Annotated in this window: 19 protein-coding genes and 1 pseudogene; 13 read left to right on the forward strand and 7 right to left on the reverse strand. The window is 65.5% G+C overall.

What is annotated here, in order from left to right; genetic code table 11:
* Positions 1-3 precede the first annotated feature (3 nt).
* Positions 4-1,065 (reverse strand): DUF1176 domain-containing protein, encoded by a 1,062-nt coding sequence (locus ACSQ3D_RS00320; protein ID WP_436125545.1) that lies wholly within the window; start codon positions 1,063-1,065, stop codon positions 4-6.
* A 29-nt stretch (positions 1,066-1,094) separates the two neighbouring features.
* A complete protein-coding gene (locus tag ACSQ3D_RS00325; RefSeq protein WP_436125546.1) occupies positions 1,095-2,351 on the reverse strand; it encodes a pyridoxal phosphate-dependent aminotransferase in 1,257 nt (418 codons plus the stop codon).
* Positions 2,352-2,505: 154 nt separating this feature from the next.
* On the opposite strand from ACSQ3D_RS00325, the gene ACSQ3D_RS00330 reads away from it, so the two are divergent.
* From ACSQ3D_RS00330 to ACSQ3D_RS00340, 3 genes are all read left to right on the forward strand, one after another.
* Positions 2,506-2,877 carry an Mth938-like domain-containing protein gene (locus ACSQ3D_RS00330; protein WP_056420944.1) on the forward strand — a complete coding sequence of 124 codons (372 nt, stop codon included), beginning with the start codon at positions 2,506-2,508 and terminating at the stop codon, positions 2,875-2,877.
* Between the two features lie 217 nt (positions 2,878-3,094).
* Positions 3,095-3,580, forward strand: coding sequence for a peroxiredoxin (locus tag ACSQ3D_RS00335; RefSeq protein ID WP_056162260.1), 486 nt, complete (start codon positions 3,095-3,097; stop codon positions 3,578-3,580).
* A 208-nt stretch (positions 3,581-3,788) separates the two neighbouring features.
* On the forward strand, positions 3,789-5,618 hold the full coding sequence (locus tag ACSQ3D_RS00340) for a PhoH family protein (protein WP_436125547.1): 1,830 nt from the start codon (positions 3,789-3,791) through the stop codon (positions 5,616-5,618).
* A 164-nt stretch (positions 5,619-5,782) separates the two neighbouring features.
* On the opposite strand, the gene dnaB is transcribed toward ACSQ3D_RS00340, so the two are convergent.
* The 5 genes from dnaB to rpsF form a co-directional block, all read right to left on the reverse strand.
* Positions 5,783-7,210 (reverse strand): replicative DNA helicase, encoded by a 1,428-nt coding sequence (gene dnaB, locus ACSQ3D_RS00345; protein ID WP_056420940.1) that lies wholly within the window; start codon positions 7,208-7,210, stop codon positions 5,783-5,785.
* Between the two features lie 170 nt (positions 7,211-7,380).
* The gene (gene rplI / locus ACSQ3D_RS00350; RefSeq protein WP_056420937.1) at positions 7,381-7,833 is read right to left on the reverse strand and encodes a 50S ribosomal protein L9; all 453 of its coding nucleotides are present in this window, start codon (positions 7,831-7,833) and stop codon (positions 7,381-7,383) included.
* Positions 7,834-7,845: 12 nt separating this feature from the next.
* Positions 7,846-8,127, reverse strand: coding sequence for a 30S ribosomal protein S18 (gene rpsR, locus ACSQ3D_RS00355; protein WP_044397946.1), 282 nt, complete (start codon positions 8,125-8,127; stop codon positions 7,846-7,848).
* Positions 8,128-8,144: 17 nt separating this feature from the next.
* Complete coding sequence (priB, locus tag ACSQ3D_RS00360) at positions 8,145-8,435, reverse strand: primosomal replication protein N (protein ID WP_082486070.1); 291 nt, start codon at positions 8,433-8,435, stop codon at positions 8,145-8,147.
* Between the two features lie 14 nt (positions 8,436-8,449).
* Positions 8,450-8,875 (reverse strand): 30S ribosomal protein S6, encoded by a 426-nt coding sequence (gene rpsF / locus ACSQ3D_RS00365; RefSeq protein WP_436125548.1) that lies wholly within the window; start codon positions 8,873-8,875, stop codon positions 8,450-8,452.
* Positions 8,876-9,181: 306 nt separating this feature from the next.
* On the opposite strand from rpsF, the gene grpE reads away from it, so the two are divergent.
* The 10 genes and pseudogenes from grpE to ACSQ3D_RS00415 all read left to right on the forward strand — a co-directional run bounded on the left by grpE (position 9,182) and on the right by ACSQ3D_RS00415 (position 22,124).
* Positions 9,182-9,742, forward strand: a complete 561-nt coding sequence (gene grpE, locus ACSQ3D_RS00370) for a nucleotide exchange factor GrpE (protein WP_056420926.1) — start codon at positions 9,182-9,184, stop codon at positions 9,740-9,742.
* Between the two features lie 83 nt (positions 9,743-9,825).
* Complete coding sequence (gene dnaK, locus ACSQ3D_RS00375; protein ID WP_056420923.1) at positions 9,826-11,781, forward strand: molecular chaperone DnaK; 1,956 nt, start codon at positions 9,826-9,828, stop codon at positions 11,779-11,781.
* A gap of 84 nt (positions 11,782-11,865) precedes the next feature.
* Positions 11,866-13,011, forward strand: a complete 1,146-nt coding sequence (gene dnaJ / locus ACSQ3D_RS00380; protein WP_436125549.1) for a molecular chaperone DnaJ — start codon at positions 11,866-11,868, stop codon at positions 13,009-13,011.
* A gap of 188 nt (positions 13,012-13,199) precedes the next feature.
* Positions 13,200-14,102 (forward strand): annotated as a pseudogene (locus ACSQ3D_RS00385) (LysR substrate-binding domain-containing protein); the annotation flags it as partial.
* A gap of 87 nt (positions 14,103-14,189) precedes the next feature.
* Positions 14,190-15,611 carry a 3-isopropylmalate dehydratase large subunit gene (gene leuC / locus ACSQ3D_RS00390; RefSeq protein WP_436126158.1) on the forward strand — a complete coding sequence of 474 codons (1,422 nt, stop codon included), beginning with the start codon at positions 14,190-14,192 and terminating at the stop codon, positions 15,609-15,611.
* 86 nt (positions 15,612-15,697) lie between these two features.
* Positions 15,698-15,823, forward strand: coding sequence for an entericidin A/B family lipoprotein (locus ACSQ3D_RS00395; RefSeq protein ID WP_436125550.1), 126 nt, complete (start codon positions 15,698-15,700; stop codon positions 15,821-15,823).
* Between the two features lie 21 nt (positions 15,824-15,844).
* Complete coding sequence (gene leuD, locus ACSQ3D_RS00400) at positions 15,845-16,495, forward strand: 3-isopropylmalate dehydratase small subunit (RefSeq protein WP_056162217.1); 651 nt, start codon at positions 15,845-15,847, stop codon at positions 16,493-16,495.
* Between the two features lie 76 nt (positions 16,496-16,571).
* Entirely contained in the window at positions 16,572-17,648 is a 1,077-nt protein-coding gene (gene leuB, locus ACSQ3D_RS00405; RefSeq protein WP_436125551.1) for a 3-isopropylmalate dehydrogenase, read from the forward strand.
* A gap of 390 nt (positions 17,649-18,038) precedes the next feature.
* Positions 18,039-19,196 (forward strand): aspartate-semialdehyde dehydrogenase, encoded by a 1,158-nt coding sequence (gene asd / locus ACSQ3D_RS00410; protein ID WP_396502829.1) that lies wholly within the window; start codon positions 18,039-18,041, stop codon positions 19,194-19,196.
* A 288-nt stretch (positions 19,197-19,484) separates the two neighbouring features.
* Entirely contained in the window at positions 19,485-22,124 is a 2,640-nt protein-coding gene (locus tag ACSQ3D_RS00415) for a FimV/HubP family polar landmark protein (protein WP_436125552.1), read from the forward strand.
* The last annotated feature ends 1 nt before the right edge of the window (position 22,125 follow it).

Here is a 22,125-nt window from a genome sequence, read left to right on the forward strand (position 1 = left end):
AAATCAGGGTTTCTTGGAAACGGGTGTGGGGGGCAGGACCACCTTGGTGACGTAGGCGGGCAGTTGCCAGGCGCCGCCGGCAAAGCCGCGGCACATGCTGTCGCTGGACTCCTCGGTCAGCACGAAGCCTTTGCCGTCGAAGTGCCATACCTGCAGGGACCAGCAGTCACCGATGCCGCGTCCTTTCATGGAGGCGCGGATCGAGCCGTCTGCCGCATCGAATTCGCCTTCGGCGTCGAGTTGCTGCGGCTGGTAGGGCGGGCGGTCGTTGGCCAGCCAGTTCAGTGCACCGAAATTGTAGGCGCCCATGGCGCAGGGGATGGACAGCAGGACCTTGCGGTCTGTGAGGCGATACACCTGCACGTCGGCGGGCTTGGGCGCATCGCCATTGCAGCGCTCGGACACTTCCTTCGCGTCGATGGCGGACAGCAGTGGCCTGGCCAGCGCAGCGTCGCCCTTGCGTTCGGGCAATGGGCGCACGGCCGTAACCACCGGCACGGGCACGGCGGGCAGCACCGACGACTCGGCCTGGGTGCCGCGCCGCGCCAGCGCACCCGGCGTTCCCACACGGCCCTGGGCCTCGTCCATCTTGAGCAGCACCGCGCTGGCACCGGCCAGCGACAGCGTCCACTGGTCTTTGCCAGACGTGACCGTGGCTTGATCGTTCTTCAGCAGCTCTTGCAGCAGACGCGGCACCTGGCCCGCCGGCACGCGGGCATTGTCATGACCTTCCAGGTCGCGCAGCGAGAGTTTGCCCACCCGCAGCTCCAGCGCTGCCAGCCCGATCTTTTCGCTATAGACCTGCAGGTCCATCTGCACCGGAGTGTTGGGACCCGCCTTTCGCGTCAGGAGGATGGAGACGGGTTCGGAGTCACCGGCTTCCGACTGGTAGCCCGATGCACGGCAGGTGCGGGTGTTGTCGCATTGCAGCGCCCAGTCCTTGTGCTGGAAGCTGACACCGTCTGTCGGGGGTTCTGCGGCGTGTGCGGGCAGCCAGGGTGCGGACAGGGCCAGCGCACACGCCAGCACGCCTCCTGCCCGAACACCGGCAAAGCGTATGCGCATCAAAGCCTCTTCACCCGGCGGCGCGCCACTCAGGCCGCGGCTGAGGCTACCGCAGCAGCAGCAGCCTGCTTGCGCTTGCGGTACTGCTCCAGGAAGCGCGCCACCCGGCCGATGGCGTCGCGCAGGTCGTCCTCGTGGGGCAGGAACACGATGCGGAAGTGGTCGGGAGCCGCCCAGTTGAAGCCGGTGCCCTGCACCAGCATGACCTTGGTTTCCTGCAGCAACTCCAGAAAGAACTGCTGGTCGTCCTCGATGGGGTACACAGCCGGGTCCAGGCGCGGGAACATGTACAGCGCCGCCTGGGGCTTGACGCAGGTCACGCCAGGGATGGCGGTGATGAGCTCGTACGCCAAGTCGCGCTGCTTGCGCAGGCGGCCGCCCTCGCCCACCAGCTCGTTGATGCTCTGGTAGCCGCCCAGCGCCGTCTGCACGGCCCACTGGCCGGGCACGTTGGCGCACAGGCGCATGTTCGAGAGCATGTTCAGGCCCTCGATGTAGTCCTTAGCAGGCTTCTTGTCGCCCGACACCACCAGCCAGCCAGCGCGGTAGCCGCAAGAGCGGTAGCTCTTGGACAGCGAGTTGAACGTGAGCGTGAGCACGTCCTGGCTCAGCGAGCCGATGGCCGTGTGCTTCGTGCCGTCGTACAGCACCTTGTCGTACACCTCGTCCGCAAAGATCACGAGGCCGTGTTCGCGGGCGATGGCGACGATGCCCTTGAGCAGGTCGTCCGAATACAGCGCGCCGGTGGGGTTGTTGGGGTTGATGACCACGATGCCCTTCGTGCGGGGCGTGATCTTGGCGCGGATGTCGGCCAGGTCGGGCATCCAGCCGTTGGCCTCGTCGCACAGGTAGTGCACCGGTGTGCCGCCCGACAGGCTGGCCGCAGCCGTCCACAGCGGGTAGTCGGGCGAGGGCAGCAGCAGTTCGTCGCCGTTGTCCAGCAGCGCGTTGGTGGCCATGACGATGAGTTCGCTGGCGCCGTTGCCCAGGTAGATGTCGTCAAGCGCCACGCCCTTGATGCCCTGCTTTTGCGTCTCGTGCATCACGGCCTTGCGCGCGGCAAAGATGCCCTTGCTGTCCGAATACCCTGCCGAGTTGGGCAGGTTGCGGATCATGTCCAGCTGGATCTCTTCCGGCGCATCGAAACCGAACACCGCCAGGTTGCCGATGTTGAGCTTGATGATCTTGTGCCCGTCTTCCTCCATCTGCTTGGCCGCGTCCATGATGGGCCCCCGGATGTCGTAGCAGACGTTGGCGAGCTTGGCGGATTTCTGGACGGTTTTCATGCGCTGACAGTGGAGGAGTAAGGTCAGGTGGCGGGCCAGAGCGGCGGGCACCTTGGCGAACCTATAATTTGACCACAGATCAGATGCACCACCGGCCCCTTCGCCGGAAGGCCCGCTGCCACACCGCCGCTCGCCACGGCCCCACCCGACACCCATGAAATTCCAGCCCGACCGCTCGAACGCCCAAACCATCAGCGGATACGGCCCCGGCTGGATCGGCGTGGACGCCGAGAAGATCACCCACAGCGTCATCCTGGGCTCCAACGGCCTGCGGCAAGCCTGGCCCTGCACGCGTTTCGAAGACCTTACGGCGGAGCACTTCGCCCAGCTGGCCGGTCTGGACGCAGAACTCGTCATCTTTGGCAGCGGCACGCGCAACCGCTTTCCGCCCCCCGCGTGGCTCGCGCCGCTGATCGCCCGCCGGCTGGGCCTGGAAACCATGGACACCGCGGCCGCCTGCCGCACCTACAACATCCTGGCAAGCGAAGGCCGCAACGTGGTCGCCGCCCTGCTGCTGGAAAGTTGACACTGGCCCCGCCAGATCGGCGCGCGACACGCCGGCCTTTCAGGGCGCCCGGCGGCCCCACCCCTTGCGGGAAAGGGTTGGACACACAGTCTTACATTTGGTTAGCAATCGATTTCGGAGTAAAATCACGGGTTGCGGTCGGGGGCACTCACAAGAGCAATAACACACCCGCTTCCCCCGGCTTATCAACGACTACATCCTGAGAGATTGAAGTGATATGGCGATCGTTGTCAACAAACCCCTCCCCGAATTTGAAGCCAACGCGACCGGTGGACTCAAGGTTTCCAATACCACCCACCTTGGCCAGATCATGGTGCTCTACTTCTATCCCAAGGACAACACGCCGGGCTGCACCACGGAAGCCATGCAGTTCCGCGACAAGTACAAGGACTTCGTGAAGGCCGGCGCCGCCGTGTTCGGCGTGTCGCGCGACAACATGAAGTCGCACGACGACTTCAAGGAAAAGCTGGAGCTGCCCTTCGAGCTCATCGCAGACACCGAAGAGAAGATGTGCCACATGTTCGGCGTGGTCAAGAACAAGATCATGTACGGCAAGAAGGTCAAGGGCATCGAGCGCAGCACCTTCCTCGTCGGCCCGGATGGCATCCTGGTCCAGGAATGGCGCGGCCTGAAGGTCCCCGGCCACGTGGACGAAGTCCTCAAGGCCGTGAAGTCCATCAAGGCCCTGAAAAAAGCCGCCTGACAGCAGATTGCACGGGAACACAGCGCGTCCAAGCCACAGCTCTGCGGTTTTGCCCAAGCCCGACATCCGGAATAGGCATAATGGTTTGATGCTCCTGGTTCCCGCAACGCCTATCACCCCCTCACGCAAAGCCGCCTTGGTCTCCAGGCGGCTTTTTGCTTTCTGAGTTTCCGATATTCCCACCGTCACTGACCGAGGCCCTGTCACCATGCCCCTGCCCCCAGCCCCCAGCCGGCGCGCCGCCCTCCTCGCCCCCGAAGCCTACGATGTGACCGCCCGCCCCGGCAAAGCGGCCTCCACGGCCACCGCCGCAGACGCAGCCGATGCAGTCGGCTCGGCGCCCGAGGTGGCGACACCGGCAGCACGCACCACAACCCGCAAGACAGCTGCCGAACGCACAGCCTCCTTGCAGGTCGTGTCCAGCGCCACACCCGCAACGCCTGCCACCACGGCAGAGCGCACCGGCACGCGCAGCAGTAGCACCAGCCGCACCGAGCCCACCGCCGCGGTGGAGGCCCGCAGCCCCGCCCGCAAGACGCCTGCACGCACCACGGCTGCTTCTGCCGGCGCAGCAGCCCCCGCCGTGGCCGCCCCGGCGGCTGCAGCAGCACCATCGGCCAGCCGCAGCAAGCGCAGCAAGCCCCAGGGCCCGACCAAGCTGTTCGTGCTGGACACCAATGTGCTGCTGCACGACCCCACCAGTCTGTTCCGCTTCGAAGAGCACGACATCTTCCTGCCGATGATCGTGCTGGAAGAGCTCGACGGCCACAAGAAGGGCATGACCGAAGTCGCCCGCAACGGCCGCCAGACCAGCCGCTCGCTGGACGCACTGGCCGGCGTGCAGGGCGCCGACATCGGGCGTGGGCTGAAGCTCGACTCCACCGGGCAGCGCGCTGCCGGCGGCTGCCTGTACTTCCAGACCGCACCACTGGACTACAGCCTGCCCACCAGCCTGCCGCAAGGCAAGGCAGACAACCAGATCCTGGGCGTGGTCGAGGCCCTGCGCAAGGAGCACGCACCGCGCGAAGTGGTGCTGGTGTCCAAGGACATCAACATGCGCGTCAAGGCGCGCGCGCTGGGCCTGAACGCCGAGGACTACCAGAACGACAAGACGCTGGAAGACGGTGACCTGCTGTACGCCGGCGTGCTGGCGCTGCCGCCCGACTTCTGGGCCAAGAGCGGCAAGAACGTCGAGAGCTGGCAGAGCGGCGCGCACACCTACTACCGCATCGGCGGGCCCATCGTGCCCCAGCTGATGATCAACCAGTTCGTGTACTTCGAAGCCCCCGGCGAGCCCAGCCTGTTCGCCCGCGTGAGCGAGATCCGCGAAAAGACGGCCGTGCTGCAGACCCTCAAGGACTACGGCTCGGCCAAGCACGCGGTGTGGGGCGTGACCACGCGCAACCGCGAGCAGAACTACGCCATGAACTTGCTCATGGACCCCGACATCGACTTCGTGACCCTGACCGGCACGGCCGGTACCGGCAAGACCCTGCTGGCCCTGGCCGCGGGCCTGACGCAGGTGCTGGACGACCGCCGCTACACCGAGATCATCATGACCCGCGCCACGGTGAGCGTGGGCGAGGACATCGGCTTCCTGCCCGGCACCGAAGAAGAAAAGATGGGCCCCTGGATGGGTGCGCTGGACGACAACCTGGAGTTTTTGGCCAAGGGCGACGGCGGCAATGCCGGCGAGTGGGGACGCGCCGCCACCAACGAGCTCATCCGCAGCCGCATCAAGATCAAGAGCATGAACTTCATGCGCGGGCGCACCTTCCTGAACAAGTACGTGATCATCGACGAGGCGCAGAACCTGACGCCCAAGCAGATGAAGACCCTGATCACCCGCGCTGGCCCCGGCACCAAGATCATCTGCATGGGCAACCTGGCGCAGATCGACACGCCGTACCTGACCGAAGGCTCCTCGGGCCTGACCTATGCGGTGGACCGCTTCAAGGGCTGGCCGCACAGCGGGCACATCACGCTGGCGCGCGGTGAGCGCTCACGCCTCGCAGACTTCGCCAGCGAGGTACTCTGACGAACTGCACTGCTCCACAATGAAAAGGCCCCTGCCGATGGCAGGGGCCTTTTCATTTCCGACCTGTGAAGTGGGCGCGGCCCCGCCAGCGCTCCCGTGCAAGGGCCGCCCCGCCGCACTGGGAGCGTCCCCCTGGGGGGATGGCGCGAAGCGCCTCAGGGGGTTCAATAATCATCACCGCCGCTGCCCATGGCCAGGTTCTCGAAGCGGGTCTGGTTCTTCTGGAAGAACAGCTTCACGGTGCCGGTGGGGCCGTTACGCTGCTTGCCGATGATGACCTCGGCCACGTTGGGCTCCTTGCTGTCCTTGTTGTAGTAGTCGTCGCGGTAGATGAACATGATGATGTCGGCATCCTGCTCGATGGCGCCGGATTCGCGCAGGTCGGACATCATGGGGCGCTTGTCGGTGCGCTGCTCGACCGAGCGGTTGAGCTGCGACAGCGCGATCACCGGGCACTGCAGCTCCTTGGCCAGCATCTTGAGACCCCGGGAGATTTCGCCCAGCTCGGTGGCGCGGTTGTCGGAGCTGCCGGCACCCGATCCGCTCATGAGTTGCAGGTAGTCGACCACGATGAGCCCGAGCTTGCCGCACTGGCGCGCCAGGCGCCGGGCGTTGGCCCGCAGCTCGCCGGGCGTGAGGCCCGGCGTCTCGTCGATGTGCAGCGACACGGTGCGCAGCTTCTCGATCGCCTCGGTCAGGCGCGGCCATTCGTCGTCGGTGAGCTGGCCGGTGCGCAGATGCCCCTGGTTCACCCGGCCGATGGAACCCACGATACGCACCGCGAGTTGCGCGGCGCCCATTTCCATCGAGAAGATGGCCACGGGCAGGCCTTCGTTGAGCGCCACGTGTTCGGCGATGTTCACCGCGAACGAGGTCTTGCCCATCGAGGGGCGGGCTGCCAGCACGATCATGTCGCCCGCCTGCAGGCCGGACGTCATGCGGTCCAGGTCGGCAAAGCCGGTGGGAATGCCGGTCACATCCACCGGGTTGTCCGCCATCTCCTGCACCTTGTCGAGCAGGTCGATCACCAGGGTGTCGAGCGATTGGAAGCCCTGCTTGGTGCGTGAGCCTTCTTCGCCGATGGCGAAGATCTTGGCCTCGGCCTCGTCCAGGATGCGCTCCACCGTCTTGCCCTGCGGGTTGAAGGCGTTGGTCGATATCTCATCGCTGGCCGTGACCAGCTTGCGCAAAATGGCGCGCTCGCGAACGATCTCTGCGTAGCGGCGGATGTTGCTGGCACTCGGAACGTACTGGGCCAGGTTGTTCAGATAGGCCAGGCCGCCCATGTCCTGCGCCTTGCCCTGGTTCTTCAGGTGCTCGAAGACGGTGATGACGTCGGCTGGCTTGCTGGCATTGATCAGCGCACCGATGGCCGCGTACACCATCTGGTGCTCGTGGCGGTAGAAGTGGCTCTCCACCAGCAGGTCGCCCACGCGGTCCCAGGCGTTGTTGTCCAGCAGCAGGCCGCCCAGCACGCTGGACTCGGCCTCGATGGAATGCGGCGGCACACGCAGCTGCGCCACCTCGCGGTCTGGCTGCGGCACGGGTGGCTCGAAGCCACTCTCCTCGAGCGGGGGGAAGACTGCTGACATGACGGTTCTCCGGGCAAAGGCTGCATGCAGCTCCCGCACTGGCGGGGCATATGCGGGGATAAGCCTGTGGGTAACTCGTGGACTACCCGTGGGCAACCATGTACAAAAAGTGGTGACCCAAAGACAAAAGCCGCCCGGAGGCGGCCTTTGCAACGGTCACTGGGTGACGATCAGGCGGTTTCGCCGTAGACCGACACGGTGACGTCCACCACCACATCGGTGTGCAGAGCCACGCTGACAGTGCTTTCGCTCACGACCTTGATCGGGCCGTTGGGCAGGCGGATTTGCGACTTGGCCACCTTGTAGCCTTGCTTGTTCAGCTCTTCGGCGATGTCGTGGTTGGTCACGGAACCAAACAGACGGCCGTCCACGCCAGCCTTTTGCGTCAGCTTGACGGTGGTGCCGGCCAGCTTCTCGCCTTGGGCCTGGGCTTCTGCCAGCTTGGCAGCTGCGGCCTTTTCGAGTTCGGCGCGCTTGGCTTCGAACTCTGCCTTGGCGGCTTCGGTGGCGCGGCGGGCGCGGCCAGCGGGGATCAGGAAGTTGCGGGCGTAGCCGTCCTTGACCTTGACGATTTCGCCCAGGTTGCCGAGGTTCACAACCTTGTCGAGCAGGATGATTTGCATGGGTTGTGCTCCTTAGATCTTGTGCTGGTCGCTGTAAGGCACCAGGGCCAGGAAGCGCGCGCGCTTGATGGCGGTGTTCAGCTGACGCTGGTAGATGGCGCGCGTGCCGGTCAGGCGTGCGGGGATGATCTTGCCGTTTTCGGCGATGAAATCGCGCAGCGTGTCGACATCCTTGTAGTCGATTTCTTCAACACCGGTCACCGTGAAGCGGCAAAAGCGCTTGCGCTTGAACAGCAGGGACTGGGTGTTGCGCTTTGGGCGCTTGTCTTTGTTGAACTTCTTGAACGTGGCCATTGCGGACCCCTTGAAAATTAATTTTGTTGAATATCCTGGATGTGCAGCACTGCGGTCTTGCCATTGCGCGGGGTTGCCAGAAATCCACTGAAAGTCCAGAGACTTCCGATGTTCTGCCTTGCCAGACGCTCGGCCATCGCACCAAAGGCGACGGCTTTCATGGCAGCCTTGACTTCGCGGGGGTGGCCTGCCTCGGTTTGCCGGGACTCGTGTTCGAGCCGCAGCGTGAGGGCAGGCAATCCGGCGGGTGTGTAGCGCAGGGCTTCAGCCTCTGCGATACATGCAGTCAAGACTACGCGGTTCTCCACTCCAACGGGCTGGATCAGCGCTCGGCGCGTTCAGTGCGCTCGGCGCGCTCTGGACGGTCACCACGCTCGCCACCGGCGGCTGCGTATTCAGCCTGGCTGGCCTTGCGGGCTTCTTCGCGCTCGACGGTCTTCATCATCGAAGATGGGCCCGTGTCGGCCTTCTTCTTCTGAACCGTCAGGTGGCGCAGCACGGCGTCGTTGAACTTGAAGGCGTGCTCCAGTTCAGCCATCACAGCCTGGTCGGCCTCGATGTTCACGCACAGGTAGTGGGCCTTGGCCAGCTTGTTGATCAGGTACGCCAGTTGACGGCGGCCCCAGTCTTCCACGCGGTGCACCTTGCCACCGCCAGCGGTGATCATGCCCTTGTAGCGCTCCAGCATGGCTGGAACTTGTTCGCTTTGATCCGGATGGATCAACAAAATGATTTCGTAATGACGCATGCAGACTCCTTTTGGATGACACCACCCGCTGCGTCTAGAAGCGGTGTGGCAAGGCAAAGCCGGCAATTATAGACCGACCTTCGCCGCTTGTACACTCACGCCTGCTCGAACGCCTGCGAAATCCCGAAATGTGGCCCCGACCGCCACCCAGGGGCTTGCAAATTGGCCGAGCGGGACGACATGCCTTACAACAAAACGCGCCGGGCCTGGGCACGCAGCCACAAGCCCCTGCGCCGGACCTTGAAATGCCCGGACACGGCCCCACATCCCGCGCGTACCGCTGTTTATCCACCTTCAGATCCCAACATGTCAGACACCAGCCAACCCACTGCACAGACTGCCCCCGCCCCCGAAGAAGTTGAAGCCGCCATGGCTGCCCACGCCTCCGACGAGCTGGCGCGGCTGCAGGGCGAGCTGGCCGAACTCAAGGCCAAGAGCGCCGAGCTGGCCGACCAGTTCCTGCGCGCCAAGGCCGAGGCTGAAAACGCCCGCCGCCGCGCCGAGGACGAAGTCTCCAAGGCCCGCAAGTTCGGCATCGAAAGCTTTGCCGAGAGCCTGCTGCCCGTGGCCGACAGCCTGGACGCCGCGCTGGGCATCAAGGAAGCCACGCCCCAGCAGTTGCGCGAAGGCGCAGACGCCACCTTGCGCCAGCTGACCTCGGCGCTGGAGCGCAACAAGGTGCTGGCCATCAACCCGGAAGCGGGCGCCAAGTTCGACCCGCACCAGCACCAGGCCATCAGCGTGGTACCCCTGCCTGCCGACTCCACCCAGGAGCCCAACACGGTGGTCGCCGTGCTGCAAAAGGGCTATGTGATCGCCGAGCGCGTGCTGCGCCCTGCCCTGGTCACCGTCGCCGCCCCGAAATAAATGGGGGATAACGGCTTGAAGCCAGCCGAGTTATCCACAAGTTACTAGCCATCCAAACCATTCCAGCATCACGGAGAAAAATCATGGGAAAAATCATCGGCATTGACCTGGGCACCACCAACAGCTGCGTGTCCATCATGGAAGGCAACACCACCCGCGTGATCGAAAACAGCGAAGGTGCCCGCACCACGCCGTCGATCGTGGCCTACCAGGAAGACGGCGAGATCCTCGTCGGTGCCTCGGCCAAGCGCCAGGCCGTGACGAACCCCAAGAACACGCTGTACGCCGTCAAGCGCCTGATCGGCCGCAAGTTCACCGAAAAAGAAGTGCAAAAGGACATCGACCTGATGCCCTACAAGATCGTGGCCGCCGACAACGGTGACGCCTGGATCGAAGTGCGCGGCAACAAGCTGTCGGCCCAGCAGGTGTCTGCCGACATCCTGCGCAAGATGAAGAAGACCGCCGAGGACTACCTGGGCGAGCCTGTGACGGAAGCCGTCATCACCGTGCCCGCCTACTTCAACGACGCACAGCGCCAGGCCACCAAGGACGCCGGCCGCATCGCGGGCCTGGATGTCAAGCGCATCATCAACGAACCCACCGCTGCTGCCCTGGCCTTTGGCCTCGACAAGCAGGAAAAGGGCGATCGCAAGATCGCCGTGTATGACCTGGGTGGCGGCACGTTCGACGTGTCCATCATCGAAATCGCGGACGTGGACGGTGAAAAGCAGTTCGAAGTGCTGTCGACCAACGGCGACACCTTCCTGGGCGGCGAAGACTTCGACCAGCGCATCATCGATTTCATCATCGACGAGTTCAAGAAGGAATCGGGCGTCAACCTCAAGAACGACGTCCTGGCCCTGCAGCGCCTGAAGGAAGCGGCCGAAAAGGCCAAGATCGAGCTGTCGAACTCGGCCTCGACCGACATCAACCTGCCGTACGTGACCGCCGATGCGTCGGGCCCGAAGCACTTGAACATCAAGCTGACCCGCGCCAAGCTGGAAGCGCTGGTGGACGAGCTGATCGAGCGCACCATCGCCCCGTGCCGCATGGCCATCAAGGACGCCGGCGTGTCGGTGTCGGACATCCATGACGTGATCCTGGTCGGCGGCATGACCCGTATGCCCAAGGTGCAGGAGAAGGTCAAGGAATTCTTCGGCAAGGAACCCCGCAAGGACGTGAACCCTGACGAAGCCGTGGCCGTGGGCGCCGCCATTCAAGGCCAGGTGCTGTCGGGCGACCGCAAGGACGTGCTGCTGCTGGACGTGACCCCCCTGTCCCTGGGTATTGAAACCCTGGGCGGCGTCATGACCAAGATGATCCAGAAGAACACCACCATTCCGACCAAGTTCGCGCAGACCTACTCCACCGCGGACGACAACCAGCCTGCAGTGACCATCAAGGTCTACCAGGGCGAGCGTGAAATGGCGGCGGGCAACAAGCTCTTGGGTGAGTTCAACCTGGAAGGCATCCCGCCGGCAGCGCGCGGTGTTCCGCAGATCGAAGTGTCGTTCGACATCGACGCCAACGGCATCCTGCACGTCGGCGCCAAGGACAAGGGCACGGGCAAGGAAAACAAGATCACCATCAAGGCCAACTCCGGCCTGTCGGAAGAAGAAATCCAGCAGATGGTGAAGGACGCCGAGCTCAACGCCGCCGACGACAAGAAGAAGCTCGAGCTGGTGCAGGCCCGCAACCAGGGCGAAGCGGCCGTGCACAGCGTGAACAAGAGCCTGACCGAGCATGGCGACAAGCTCGACGCGGGTGAGAAGGACGCGATCACGGCCGCCGTGAAGGCCCTGGAAGACGTCCTCAAGGGCGAGGACAAGGCCGCCATCGACGAGAAGACCACCGCGCTGATGGCCGCCAGCCAGAAGCTGGGCGAGAAGATGTACGCCGAATCGCAGGCTGCGCAAGCGGCACAGGGCGCAGCAGGCGGTGCAGACGCTGCCAGTGGCGGCGCCTCGGCCTCGTCTTCCAAGCCTGCGGACGACGACAACGTGGTCGATGCCGAGGTGAAGGAAGTCAAGAAGGGCTGAGCACGCCCCCGTTGACCCGAGCCGCCGCGCAATGCTCCCAGGGAGCTGCGCGGCGTTCCTGTTCCAACCGGGCTCAGAAAGACCATGTCCAAAAGAGACTTTTACGAAATCCTGGGCGTTCCCAAGAACGCTTCGGATGAAGAGATCAAGAAGGCTTATCGCAAGCTGGCGATGAAGCACCACCCTGACCGCAACCAGGGAGATGCCGCCAAGCCTGCCGAAGAGAAGTTCAAGGAGGCCAAGGAGGCCTACGAGATGCTCTCCGACCCGCAAAAGCGGGCCGCCTACGACCAGTACGGCCATGCGGGTGTGGACCCGAACATGCGCGGCCCCGGCGGCGCGGGTGCCGAGGGCTTCGGCGGCTTTGCCGAGGCGTTTGGCGACATCTTCGGCGACATGTTCGGCCAGCAGGGCGGCCGCGGGCGCGGCGCGGGTGGCCGCCAGGTGTACCGGGGCAACGACCTCAGCTACGCCATGGAAGTCGCGCTGGAAGAGGCCGCCCGCGGCAAGGACGCGCAGATCCGCATCCCCTCGTGGGACAGCTGCGACACCTGCCACGGCAGCGGCGCCAAGCCCGGCACCAGCGCCAAGACCTGCGGCACCTGCCAGGGCTCCGGCACGGTGCAGATGCGCCAGGGCTTCTTCAGCGTTCAGCAGACCTGCCCGCACTGCCGCGGCACGGGCAAGATCATTCCCGAGCCGTGCACCACGTGCCATGGCCAGGGCAAGATCAAGAAGCAAAAGACGCTGGAAGTGAAGATCCCCGCGGGCATCGACGACGGCATGCGCATCCGCAGCACCGGCAACGGCGAGCCCGGCACCAACGGTGGGCCTCCGGGCGACCTGTACATCGAGATCCGCCTGAAGAAGCACGACATCTTCGAGCGTGACGGCGACGACCTGCATTGCCAGGTGCCGGTGAGCTTCATCACCGCCGCCCTGGGCGGCGAGATCGAGGTGCCCACGCTGCAAGGCAAGGCGGCCATCGACATCCCCGAAGGCACCCAGGCCGGCAAGCAGTTCCGCCTGCGCGGCAAGGGCATCAAGGGCGTGCGCGCCAGCTACCCGGGCGACCTGTACTGCCACATCGCGGTCGAGACGCCCGTCAAGCTCACCGAGCACCAGCGCAAGCTGCTGCGCGAGCTGGAAGACTCGCTCAAAAAGGGTGGCGCGCGCCACTCGCCCAGCGGCGAGAGCTGGACGGACCGGTTGAAGAACTTCTTCAGCTGATCCCGCCAGGCATCGAGCCCCTGACAAACAGCCGCACGGCGCCCTCGGGCCCGTGCGGCTTTTTTTCTGCCTGCACGGATAAGCGCACAGGCGATGGACGACATCGCGGTACGCGATGGCCAAGACCCTCCATTTATAGGAAAATAGCGCAACGCCTTCTCCAAACGAGAAGCACAAGATACCCACCGATGAAAAGCTCCGAGCGCAGTTTTGCGCGCCGCATTGATCTGACTTCGCTTCAGCTGTTCGTGGCCGTGTGCGAACTCGGCAGCATCGGCCGGGCGGCGGAGCGAGAGTTCATCGCCGCGTCGGCGGTGAGCAAGCGGCTGTCGGACCTGGAAACCGCCGTGGACACCGCGCTGCTGTACCGCCACAGCCGCGGCGTCACGCTGACACCTGCGGGCGAGAGCCTGCTGCACCACGCGCGCACCGTGCTCTTCGGGCTGGAGCGCATGCAGGGCGAGCTCAGCGAATACGCCGACGGCGTGCGCGGCCATGTGCGCATGCACGCCAACATCTCGGCCATCTTCCAGTTCCTGCCCGAAGACCTGGGCGCGTTCGCGCGCGAGCACAGCCAGATCAAGATCGACCTGCAGGAGCACCTCTCCAGCGACGTGCTGCACGCCGTGCAGGAGGGCGCGGCCGACCTGGGCATCTGCAACGTGAACATGGCAGGCAGCAACGGCGCCACGCAATTGCAAAGCCGCCCCTACCGCGCAGACCGCCTGGTGCTCGTCATGCCCGCAGGGCACGTCCTGTCTGCGCAAGCAGCTATTAATTTTGAAGAAGTCCTGGACTGGGACATCGTGGGCCTGCATGCCAACAGCAGCATCAGCCTGGCCATGCGGGCAGCCGCCGCCGCTGCCAGCCGCCCGCTGCGCCAGCGCATCCAGGTCACGGGGCTCGACGCCATGTGCCGCATGATCGACAACGGCCTGGGCGTGGGCCTGTTGCCCGACCGCGCCTTCGAGCTGATGCGCGGTGTGGGCCGCCTGGTAGCCGTTCCGCTGTCCGACGCCTGGGCCCATCGCGAACTGCGTGTGGTGGCCCGCGATTTCGACGCCCTGCCCGTCACCGCCCGCCTGCTGGCAGAACACCTGGCCCCGCGCGCCTTGTCCACCGAGGCGCCAGAGCCTCGCCACGAAAATCAAACCCCCACCGAAAGAAAAGAGCCACCCATGGGACGCACGCTGTACGACAAGATCTGGGACGAGCACGTCGTCCACACGGAGGAGGACGGCACCTCCATCCTCTACATCGACCGCCACCTGGTGCACGAAGTCACCAGCCCCCAGGCCTTCGAAGGCCTGCGCGAGGCGGGGCGCAAGGTGTGGCGGATGAGCTCCATCGTGGGCACGGCCGACCACAACACGCCCACCACGGGCTGGGAGGCCGGCTACGACGGCATCACCGACCCGATCAGCAAGGAACAGATCACCACGCTGAACGACAACATGGCGCAGATCACGCCGGCGGCGTTCTTCCCCTTCATGCACAAGCGCCAGGGCATCGTGCACGTGATCGGCCCTGAAAACGGCGCCACCCTGCCGGGCATGACGGTGGTGTGCGGCGACAGCCACACCAGCACCCACGGCGCGTTCGGCGCACTGGCCCACGGCATCGGCACCAGCGAGGTCGAGCACGTGATGGCCACGCAGACCCTGCTGGCCAAGAAGGCCAAGAACATGCTGGTGCAGGTCGACGGCACCCTGCCGAAGGGCGTGACCGCCAAGGACATCGTGCTGGCCATCATCGGCAAGATCGGCACGGCGGGCGGCACGGGCTACACCATCGAGTTTGCAGGCTCCGCCATCCGCAGCCTGAGCATGGAAGGCCGCATGACCGTGTGCAACATGGCCATCGAAGGCGGCGCGCGCGCGGGCCTGGTTGCCGTGGACGACAAGACCATCGAGTACGTGAAGGGCCGCCCCCTGTCGCCCACCGGAGTCGAATGGGACCAGGCCGTGGCCTACTGGAAGACGCTGCACTCCGATGCGGATGCGCAGTTCGACACCGTGGTCAAGCTCAACGCCGCCGAGATCCAGCCGCAGGTCACCTGGGGCACATCGCCCGAAATGGTGCTGGGCATCGACGCCCGCGTGCCCGACCCCGACAAGGAAAAGGACGCCAACAAGCGCGGCGCCATCGAGCGTGCGCTCACCTACATGGGCCTGCAACCGGGCAAGCCGATCAACGACATCACCATCGACAAGGTGTTCATCGGCTCGTGCACCAACAGCCGCATCGAAGACATGCGTGAAGCCGCCGCCGTGGTGAAGAACCTGGGCCGCAAGGTCGCCAGCAACGTGAAGCTGGCCATGGTGGTGCCCGGCTCCGGCCTGGTCAAGGAACAGGCCGAGCGCGAAGGCCTCGATGCGATCTTCAAGGCCGCGGGCTTCGAGTGGCGCGAACCCGGCTGCTCGATGTGCCTGGCCATGAACGCCGACCGGCTGGAGCCCGGCGAGCGTTGCGCCTCCACCAGCAACCGCAACTTCGAAGGGCGCCAGGGCGCCGGCGGCCGCACGCACCTGGTGAGCCCCGCGATGGCCGCCGCCGCTGCCGTGCACGGCCACTTCGTGGATGTGCGCCAGTTCTCCTGAGCGCTGGCTGCCGCCCTATTCGCCTTTCATCCACCTTTTGTTCCACACCGTCCGTTGACCTCTCCATTGCCTGAAGGAGCCTTGCCATGACAAAGATCGCCGCATTCATCGCCCTCTCGCTGGCCTTCCTGCTGGCGGGCTGCAACACCGTCAAGGGCGTGGGCCAGGACGTCCAACGGGCTGGTGGCGCGCTTGAGCGCGCTGCCAAATAAGCCAGTAAAGCGCACCACACCATGCAGAAATTCACCGTGCACAAGGGCCTCGTGGCCCCCATGGACCGCGAGAACGTCGACACCGACGCGATCATCCCCAAGCAGTTCCTCAAGTCGATCAAGAAGACGGGCTTCGGCCCCAATCTGTTCGACGAGTGGCGCTACCTGGACAAGGGCGAGCCCGGCATCCCCGAGTCCGCCCGCAAGCCCAACCCCGACTTCGTGCTGAACCTGCCGCGCTACAAGGGCGCCAGCGTGCTCATCGCCCGCAAGAACTTCGGCTGCGGCTCCAGCCGCGAACATGCGCCCTGGGCGCTGGACCAATTCGGCTTCCGTGCGGTCATTGCACCGAGCTTTGCCGACATCTTCTTCAACAACTGCTTCAAGAACGGCCTCTTGCCCATCGTGCTGCCCGAGGCCACCGTGGCCCAGCTGTTCGACGAAGTGGCCGCCTTCCCCGGCTACCAGCTCACCATCGACCTGGAACGCCAGGTCGTGGTGCGCCCCCAGGGCGAAGAGATCCCGTTCGACGTCGTCGCCTTTCGCAAATACTGCCTGCTCAACGGCTTTGACGACATCGGCCTCACCTTGCGCAAGTCCGACAAGATCAAGGCCTTCGAGGCCGAGCGGCTGGCGGCCAAGCCCTGGCTGGCGCATTCGATGGTGTCGTGAACACCCGGTTTTTGGCAAAAACAACGGCTACCGCTTGATGGGCAAGCGCTAGCCGCTATCAAAAGAGAAGCAAACAATGAAAATCGCAGTGTTGCCGGGTGACGGCATTGGTACCGAGATCGTCGCCGAGGCCGTCAAGGTCCTGGAAGTGCTGGACCTCCATTTCGAGATGGAATCCGCCCTGGTCGGCGGCGCGGCGTACGAGGCCCACGGCCACCCGCTGCCTGAAGCCACCTTGAAGCTGGCCAAGGAATCCGACGCGATCCTGTTCGGCGCCGTGGGCGACTGGAAGTACGACAAGCTCGACCGCCCCCTGCGCCCCGAGCAGGCCATCCTGGGCCTGCGCAAGAACCTGGGCCTGTTCGCCAACTTCCGCCCGGCCATCTGCTACGAGCAACTGGTGGGTGCATCGAGCCTCAAGCCCGAGCTGATCGCGGGCCTGGACATCCTCATCATCCGCGAGCTGACGGGCGACATCTACTTCGGCCAGCCCCGCGGCCGCCGCACGGCGGTGGACGGCCACTTCCCCGGTGCCGAAGAAGCCTTCGACACCATGCGCTACTCGCGCCCCGAGATCGAACGCATCGCCCGTGTGGCCTTCGAGGCCGCCCGCAAGCGCAGCAAGAAGGTCACAAGCGTGGACAAGGCCAACGTGCTGGAAACCTTCCAGTTCTGGAAGGACGTGGTCATCGACGTGCACAAGGACTATCAAGACGTGGAACTGGAGCACATGTACGTCGACAACGCCGCCATGCAACTGGTGAAGAAGCCCAAGGCCTTCGACGTGATCGTGACCGGCAACATGTTCGGCGACATCCTGTCCGACGAAGCCTCGATGCTGACGGGCTCCATCGGCATGCTGCCATCGGCCAGCCTGAACAGCAGCAACCAGGGCCTGTACGAGCCCAGCCACGGCAGCGCCCCCGACATCGCAGGCAAGGGCGTGGCCAACCCACTGGCCACCATTTTGTCGGCCGCGATGATGCTGCGCTTCTCGCTGAACCAGGACGAAGCCGCCAAGCGCATCGAAGCTGCCGTGCAAAACGTGCTGGAGCAAGGCCTGCGCACGCCGGACATCTACAGCGAAGGAACGACCAAGGTCGGCACGTCGCAAATGGGCGACGCGGTGGTGAAGGCACTGTCGGCGCAATAAGCCGACGGGCACGGCTTGCCGCCCCCCGCCCCCCCCCGAGAAAGCGCCGCACCGCGGCGCTTTTTTGTGGCCGCCGCGTCTTGCGAGCCGTCGGACCTGTCTCCAGAAAGCATCGCCCGCCACGGAAATGCGGCGTTTTCGGGCCAAAAATGCGGCATTCCAGGGCGATCCGCTACAATCTCGCCCATGTTTGCCGCCCGCCCGTTCGACCTGAACACCGCTACTGCCGCCCTGGCAGGCGTGGCTGTGCGCGCAATCACCACCAAAACCACGACCATTAAGGGCTGACCCAGCTCCGGTATCGTCGTGCGCCCTCCCTGGCCCAGACGAGCCGGGGCAAAGGTCAGTCCCGGTCGGGCACTGTTTCTTACACTGAAAAGGGGCGTTGAAATGAGCAAGTTGGTAGGGTTGGTCGGCTGGCGTGGCATGGTCGGCTCGGTCCTGATGGACCGCATGGAACAAGAGAAGGACTTCGATCTGATCGAGCCCATGTTCTTCTCTACCTCGAACGCAGGCGGCAAGGCCCCTGCCCACGCCAAGAACGAGACGGCCCTGCAGGACGCGTTCAACATCGAGGCCCTGAAGCGCTGCGAGATCATCATCACCGCCCAGGGCGGCGACTACACCAACGAGGTCTACCCCAAGCTGCGCGCGGCCGGCTGGAACGGCCACTGGATCGACGCCGCATCCTCCTTGCGCATGGAGAAGAACGCGGTCATCGTGCTCGACCCGGTCAACATGCCGGTCATCAAGAATGCCCTGGCCCACGGCGGCAAGGACTGGATCGGCGGCAACTGCACCGTGAGCTGCATGCTGATGGGCGTGGGCGCGCTGTACAAGGCCGGCCTGGTCGAGTGGATGAGCACCCAGACCTACCAGGCCGCGTCGGGTGGCGGTGCCCAGCACATGCGCGAGTTGCTCACGCAGTACGGCACGCTGAACGCCGAAGTGCGTTCGCTGCTGGACGACCCCAAGAGCGCCATCCTGGAGATCGACCGCAAGGTCATCGCCAAGCAACGCGCCCTGACCGGCGCTGAAACCGCCAACTTCGGCGTGCCCCTGGGCGGCAGCCTGATCCCCTGGATCGACAAGGACCTGGGCCTGGGCAAGAGCCAGGACGATCCCGCCTGGGGCATGTCCAAGGAAGAATGGAAGGGCATGGCCGAGACCAACAAGATCCTGGGCCAGGGCGAAGGCTTCCAATCCGCTGCGGTGCCGGTCGATGGGTTCTGCGTGCGCGTGGGCGCGATGCGCTGCCACAGCCAGGCACTGACCTTCAAGCTCAAGAAGGACGTGCCCCTGGCCGACATCGAAGCCATGATCGCTGCGGACAACGCGTGGGCCAAGGTGGTGCCCAACACCCGTGAAGCCACCATCAAGGACCTGACCCCCGTGGCGGTGACCGGCACCATGACCATCCCCGTGGGCCGCATCCGCAAGCTGGCCATGGGCCCTGAATACGTAGGCGCCTTCACCATCGGCGACCAGTTGCTGTGGGGTGCCGCCGAGCCGCTGCGCCGCATGCTGCGCATCCTGCTCGACGCCTGATTGACCTCCCGCCAAAGCGCGCACAGCCCCCGGTTGTGCGCGCTTTTTCGTGGCTGACAGGTCGAAACACTCAGTTACGCCACGTTGGCAATTGGCAACATTTAGACGCCCCAAGTTGGTGCGCAAACAGCGCTGCCAAAGCTTCGGCGCCACCTCAGCTTGTCAGTGCAAAACATTGATGCTATGGTGCTTTTTACATATTTTCACGCGCCGGGGCGGGACCTGACCATGACAAAAAAAGCACCGCTCGTCCGAGCCGCAAAAAATCCTCATCAGTTGTTGGCAAACATGCATCGTTGGAAATTCTCAGTCCTGGCGGCCGCGGCCGTGGCGTCGGCCGGCTTTTATGCCACTGATGCATCCGCTTTGGCGCTAGGGCGCATCACCGTGCAGTCTGCCCTGGGCGAGCCTCTGCGCGCCGAAATCGATCTGCCCCAGATCACCCCGGCAGAAGCCGAAACGCTGCGCGCCGCCACGGCGTCTCCCGATGTGTTCCGCGCCCAGGGCATGGAATACACGCAGGCCATGAACAACCTGCAGATCCAGCTGCAGCGCCGCCCCGACGGCACCGCCGTCCTGCGCCTGTCCAGCGACCGCCCGGTGAACGAGCCTTTCCTGGACCTGGTGCTGGACGCCAACTGGGGCTCGGGCCGCATCGTGCGCAGCTACACCATGCTGTTCGACCCGCCAGCACTGCGCCGCCCCGCGCCCACCGTGACGGCATCGCCCCAGATTTCGGCCCCGGCAGCCCAGCCTGCACCCGCCGTGCGTGCGCCCGTGACGCCCCGTGCGAGCGAGCCTGCCACGGCAGCGGCTCCGCCCGCCCCGCGCCCAGCGCCCGCACCCCGCGCCACCCCGGCGGACGGTGTCACCGTGCAGTCCGGCGACACCGCCGGCCGCCTTGCCAACGCATACCGCCCCCAAGGCGTGTCGCTCGACCAGATGCTGGTTGCGATGATGCGCGCCAATCCGGATGCCTTCATCCAGGGCAACGTCAATCGGCTCAAGGCCGGCGCCGTTCTGCAGATGCCGAGCGAAAGTGCCGCACAGGCCACGCCCGCCCCCGAGGCGCGCCAGATCCTGGCCGCACAGGCCCGCGACTTCAACGACTTCCGCCGCAAGCTGGCGGGCGCTGCGCCCTCCACCGCCGTTGCCGCCGCCGAACGCTCGGCATCGGGCTCCGTGCAGACGCGGGTCGAAGACAGGAAGCCTGCCACGGCCGCTCCCGACAAGCTCACGCTGTCCAAGGGCTCCGTCAAGGGCCAGAAGGCTGCAGAAGACCAGGTCGCCAAGGACAAGCAGGCCAGCGAAGCCGCCACGCGGATGGCCGAGCTGTCCAAGAACATCACGGACCTGAACAAACTGGGCGCCGCCTCGGCCCCGGCTGGCAGCTCCGCCACGCCCGCAGCGGCGGCACCGGCTGCCACGGCAGCCAGCGCGCCCGCGGCCGTGGCAGTGCAGACCCCGGCCATACCCGCCACGCCGACGGCACCCGCCGCGCCAGAAGCGCCTGCGTCGGCCCCCGTCGATCCCGCCGCCACGGCCAGCGATGCCGCCACGCCTGCAGAGGCCGCGTCCGAGCCCGCATCGGCACCGGCGTCGGCCCCCGCCCCGGTTCGCACCCCGCTTCCCGTCCCCGCCCCAGCGCCCGCTGAAGAGGCCAGCTTCCTCTCCGGCATCATGGACGATCCGATCCTGCCTTGGGCCTTCGGGGGTCTGCTGGCAGTGCTGCTGGGCTACGGCGCCTACCGCGTGGTGCAGCGCCGCCGCCAGAACAACGGCGTGGACAGCTCCTTCCTCGAAAGCCGCATCCAGCCCGATTCGTTCTTCGGCGCCAGCGGTGGTCAGCGTGTCGATACGGCCAACAGCGAGATGACCACGGGCTCGTCCATGGCCTACTCGCCCAGCCAGCTCGATGCCGGCGGCGATGTGGACCCTGTGGCCGAAGCCGATGTGTACCTGGCCTATGGCCGCGACCTGCAGGCCGAGGAAATCCTCAAGGAAGCCATCCGCCACAACCCGGCCCGCGTGTCGGTGCACGTGAAGCTGGGCGAGATCTACGCCAAGCGCCAGGACCGCAAGGCCCTGGAAGCCGTGGCCGGCGACGTGTTCAAGCTCACGCAGGGCGAGGGTCCTGACTGGGCCCGCATTGCCGAACTGGGCCGGGACCTGGACCCTGACAACCGCCTGTACCAGCCCGGTGGCCGCCCAGGCCTCGCCGAAGACGAGTCGCCTTCGCTGCCGCCTGGCGGCTTCCCCAGCACGTTCACGGGCGGCACCGCCGCGGCAGCCACTGCCGCGCTGCCTCCGGACCTGGACTTGGACCTTGACCTGGACCTGCCCGACGATGCGTTGACCGATGCACCGTCGGCAGCACCTGCAGCGCCCGGCGGCTTCGCCGCAGCGGCTGCGGCAGCATCTGCTGGCCGTGCGGCCCCTGCCGCCGAAGAGCCTTCGACGCTGCGCTCGGGTCTGGACATGCCAGACCTGCCGTCCGCCACTGCGCCGGCATGGAACTCCCCCGACACGGCACCCAGCCCCATGACGGCAGCGCCTCCCAGCGCCAACCTGGACTTCCCGAGCGTGGACGACCTGTCGATGGCGCCTTCCGGCCCCATCCCGCTGTCGGCCCAGGCACAGGACTCGGGCCCCATGGAGTTTGACCTTGGCGATCTGTCGCTGGACCTGAACGCGCCCTCCACACCCATGGCCGCTCCGGCGCCCAAGGCCGTTGTGCCCGCTCCAGCCTCGCTGGACGATTTCGCCAGCGCCCAGGACGACCCGCTGGCCACCAAGCTGGCGTTGGCCGAAGAGTTCAACGCCATCGGCGACACCGACGGCGCCCGCACGCTGATCGAAGAAGTGGTGGCCGAATCCAGCGGCGCCCTCAAGACCCGCGCCCAGCGCATGCTGGCTGAACTGGGCTGAT

The organism is Acidovorax sp. LjRoot117 (genome assembly GCF_964252695.1).
Lineage (GTDB): Bacteria > Pseudomonadota > Gammaproteobacteria > Burkholderiales > Burkholderiaceae_C > Acidovorax.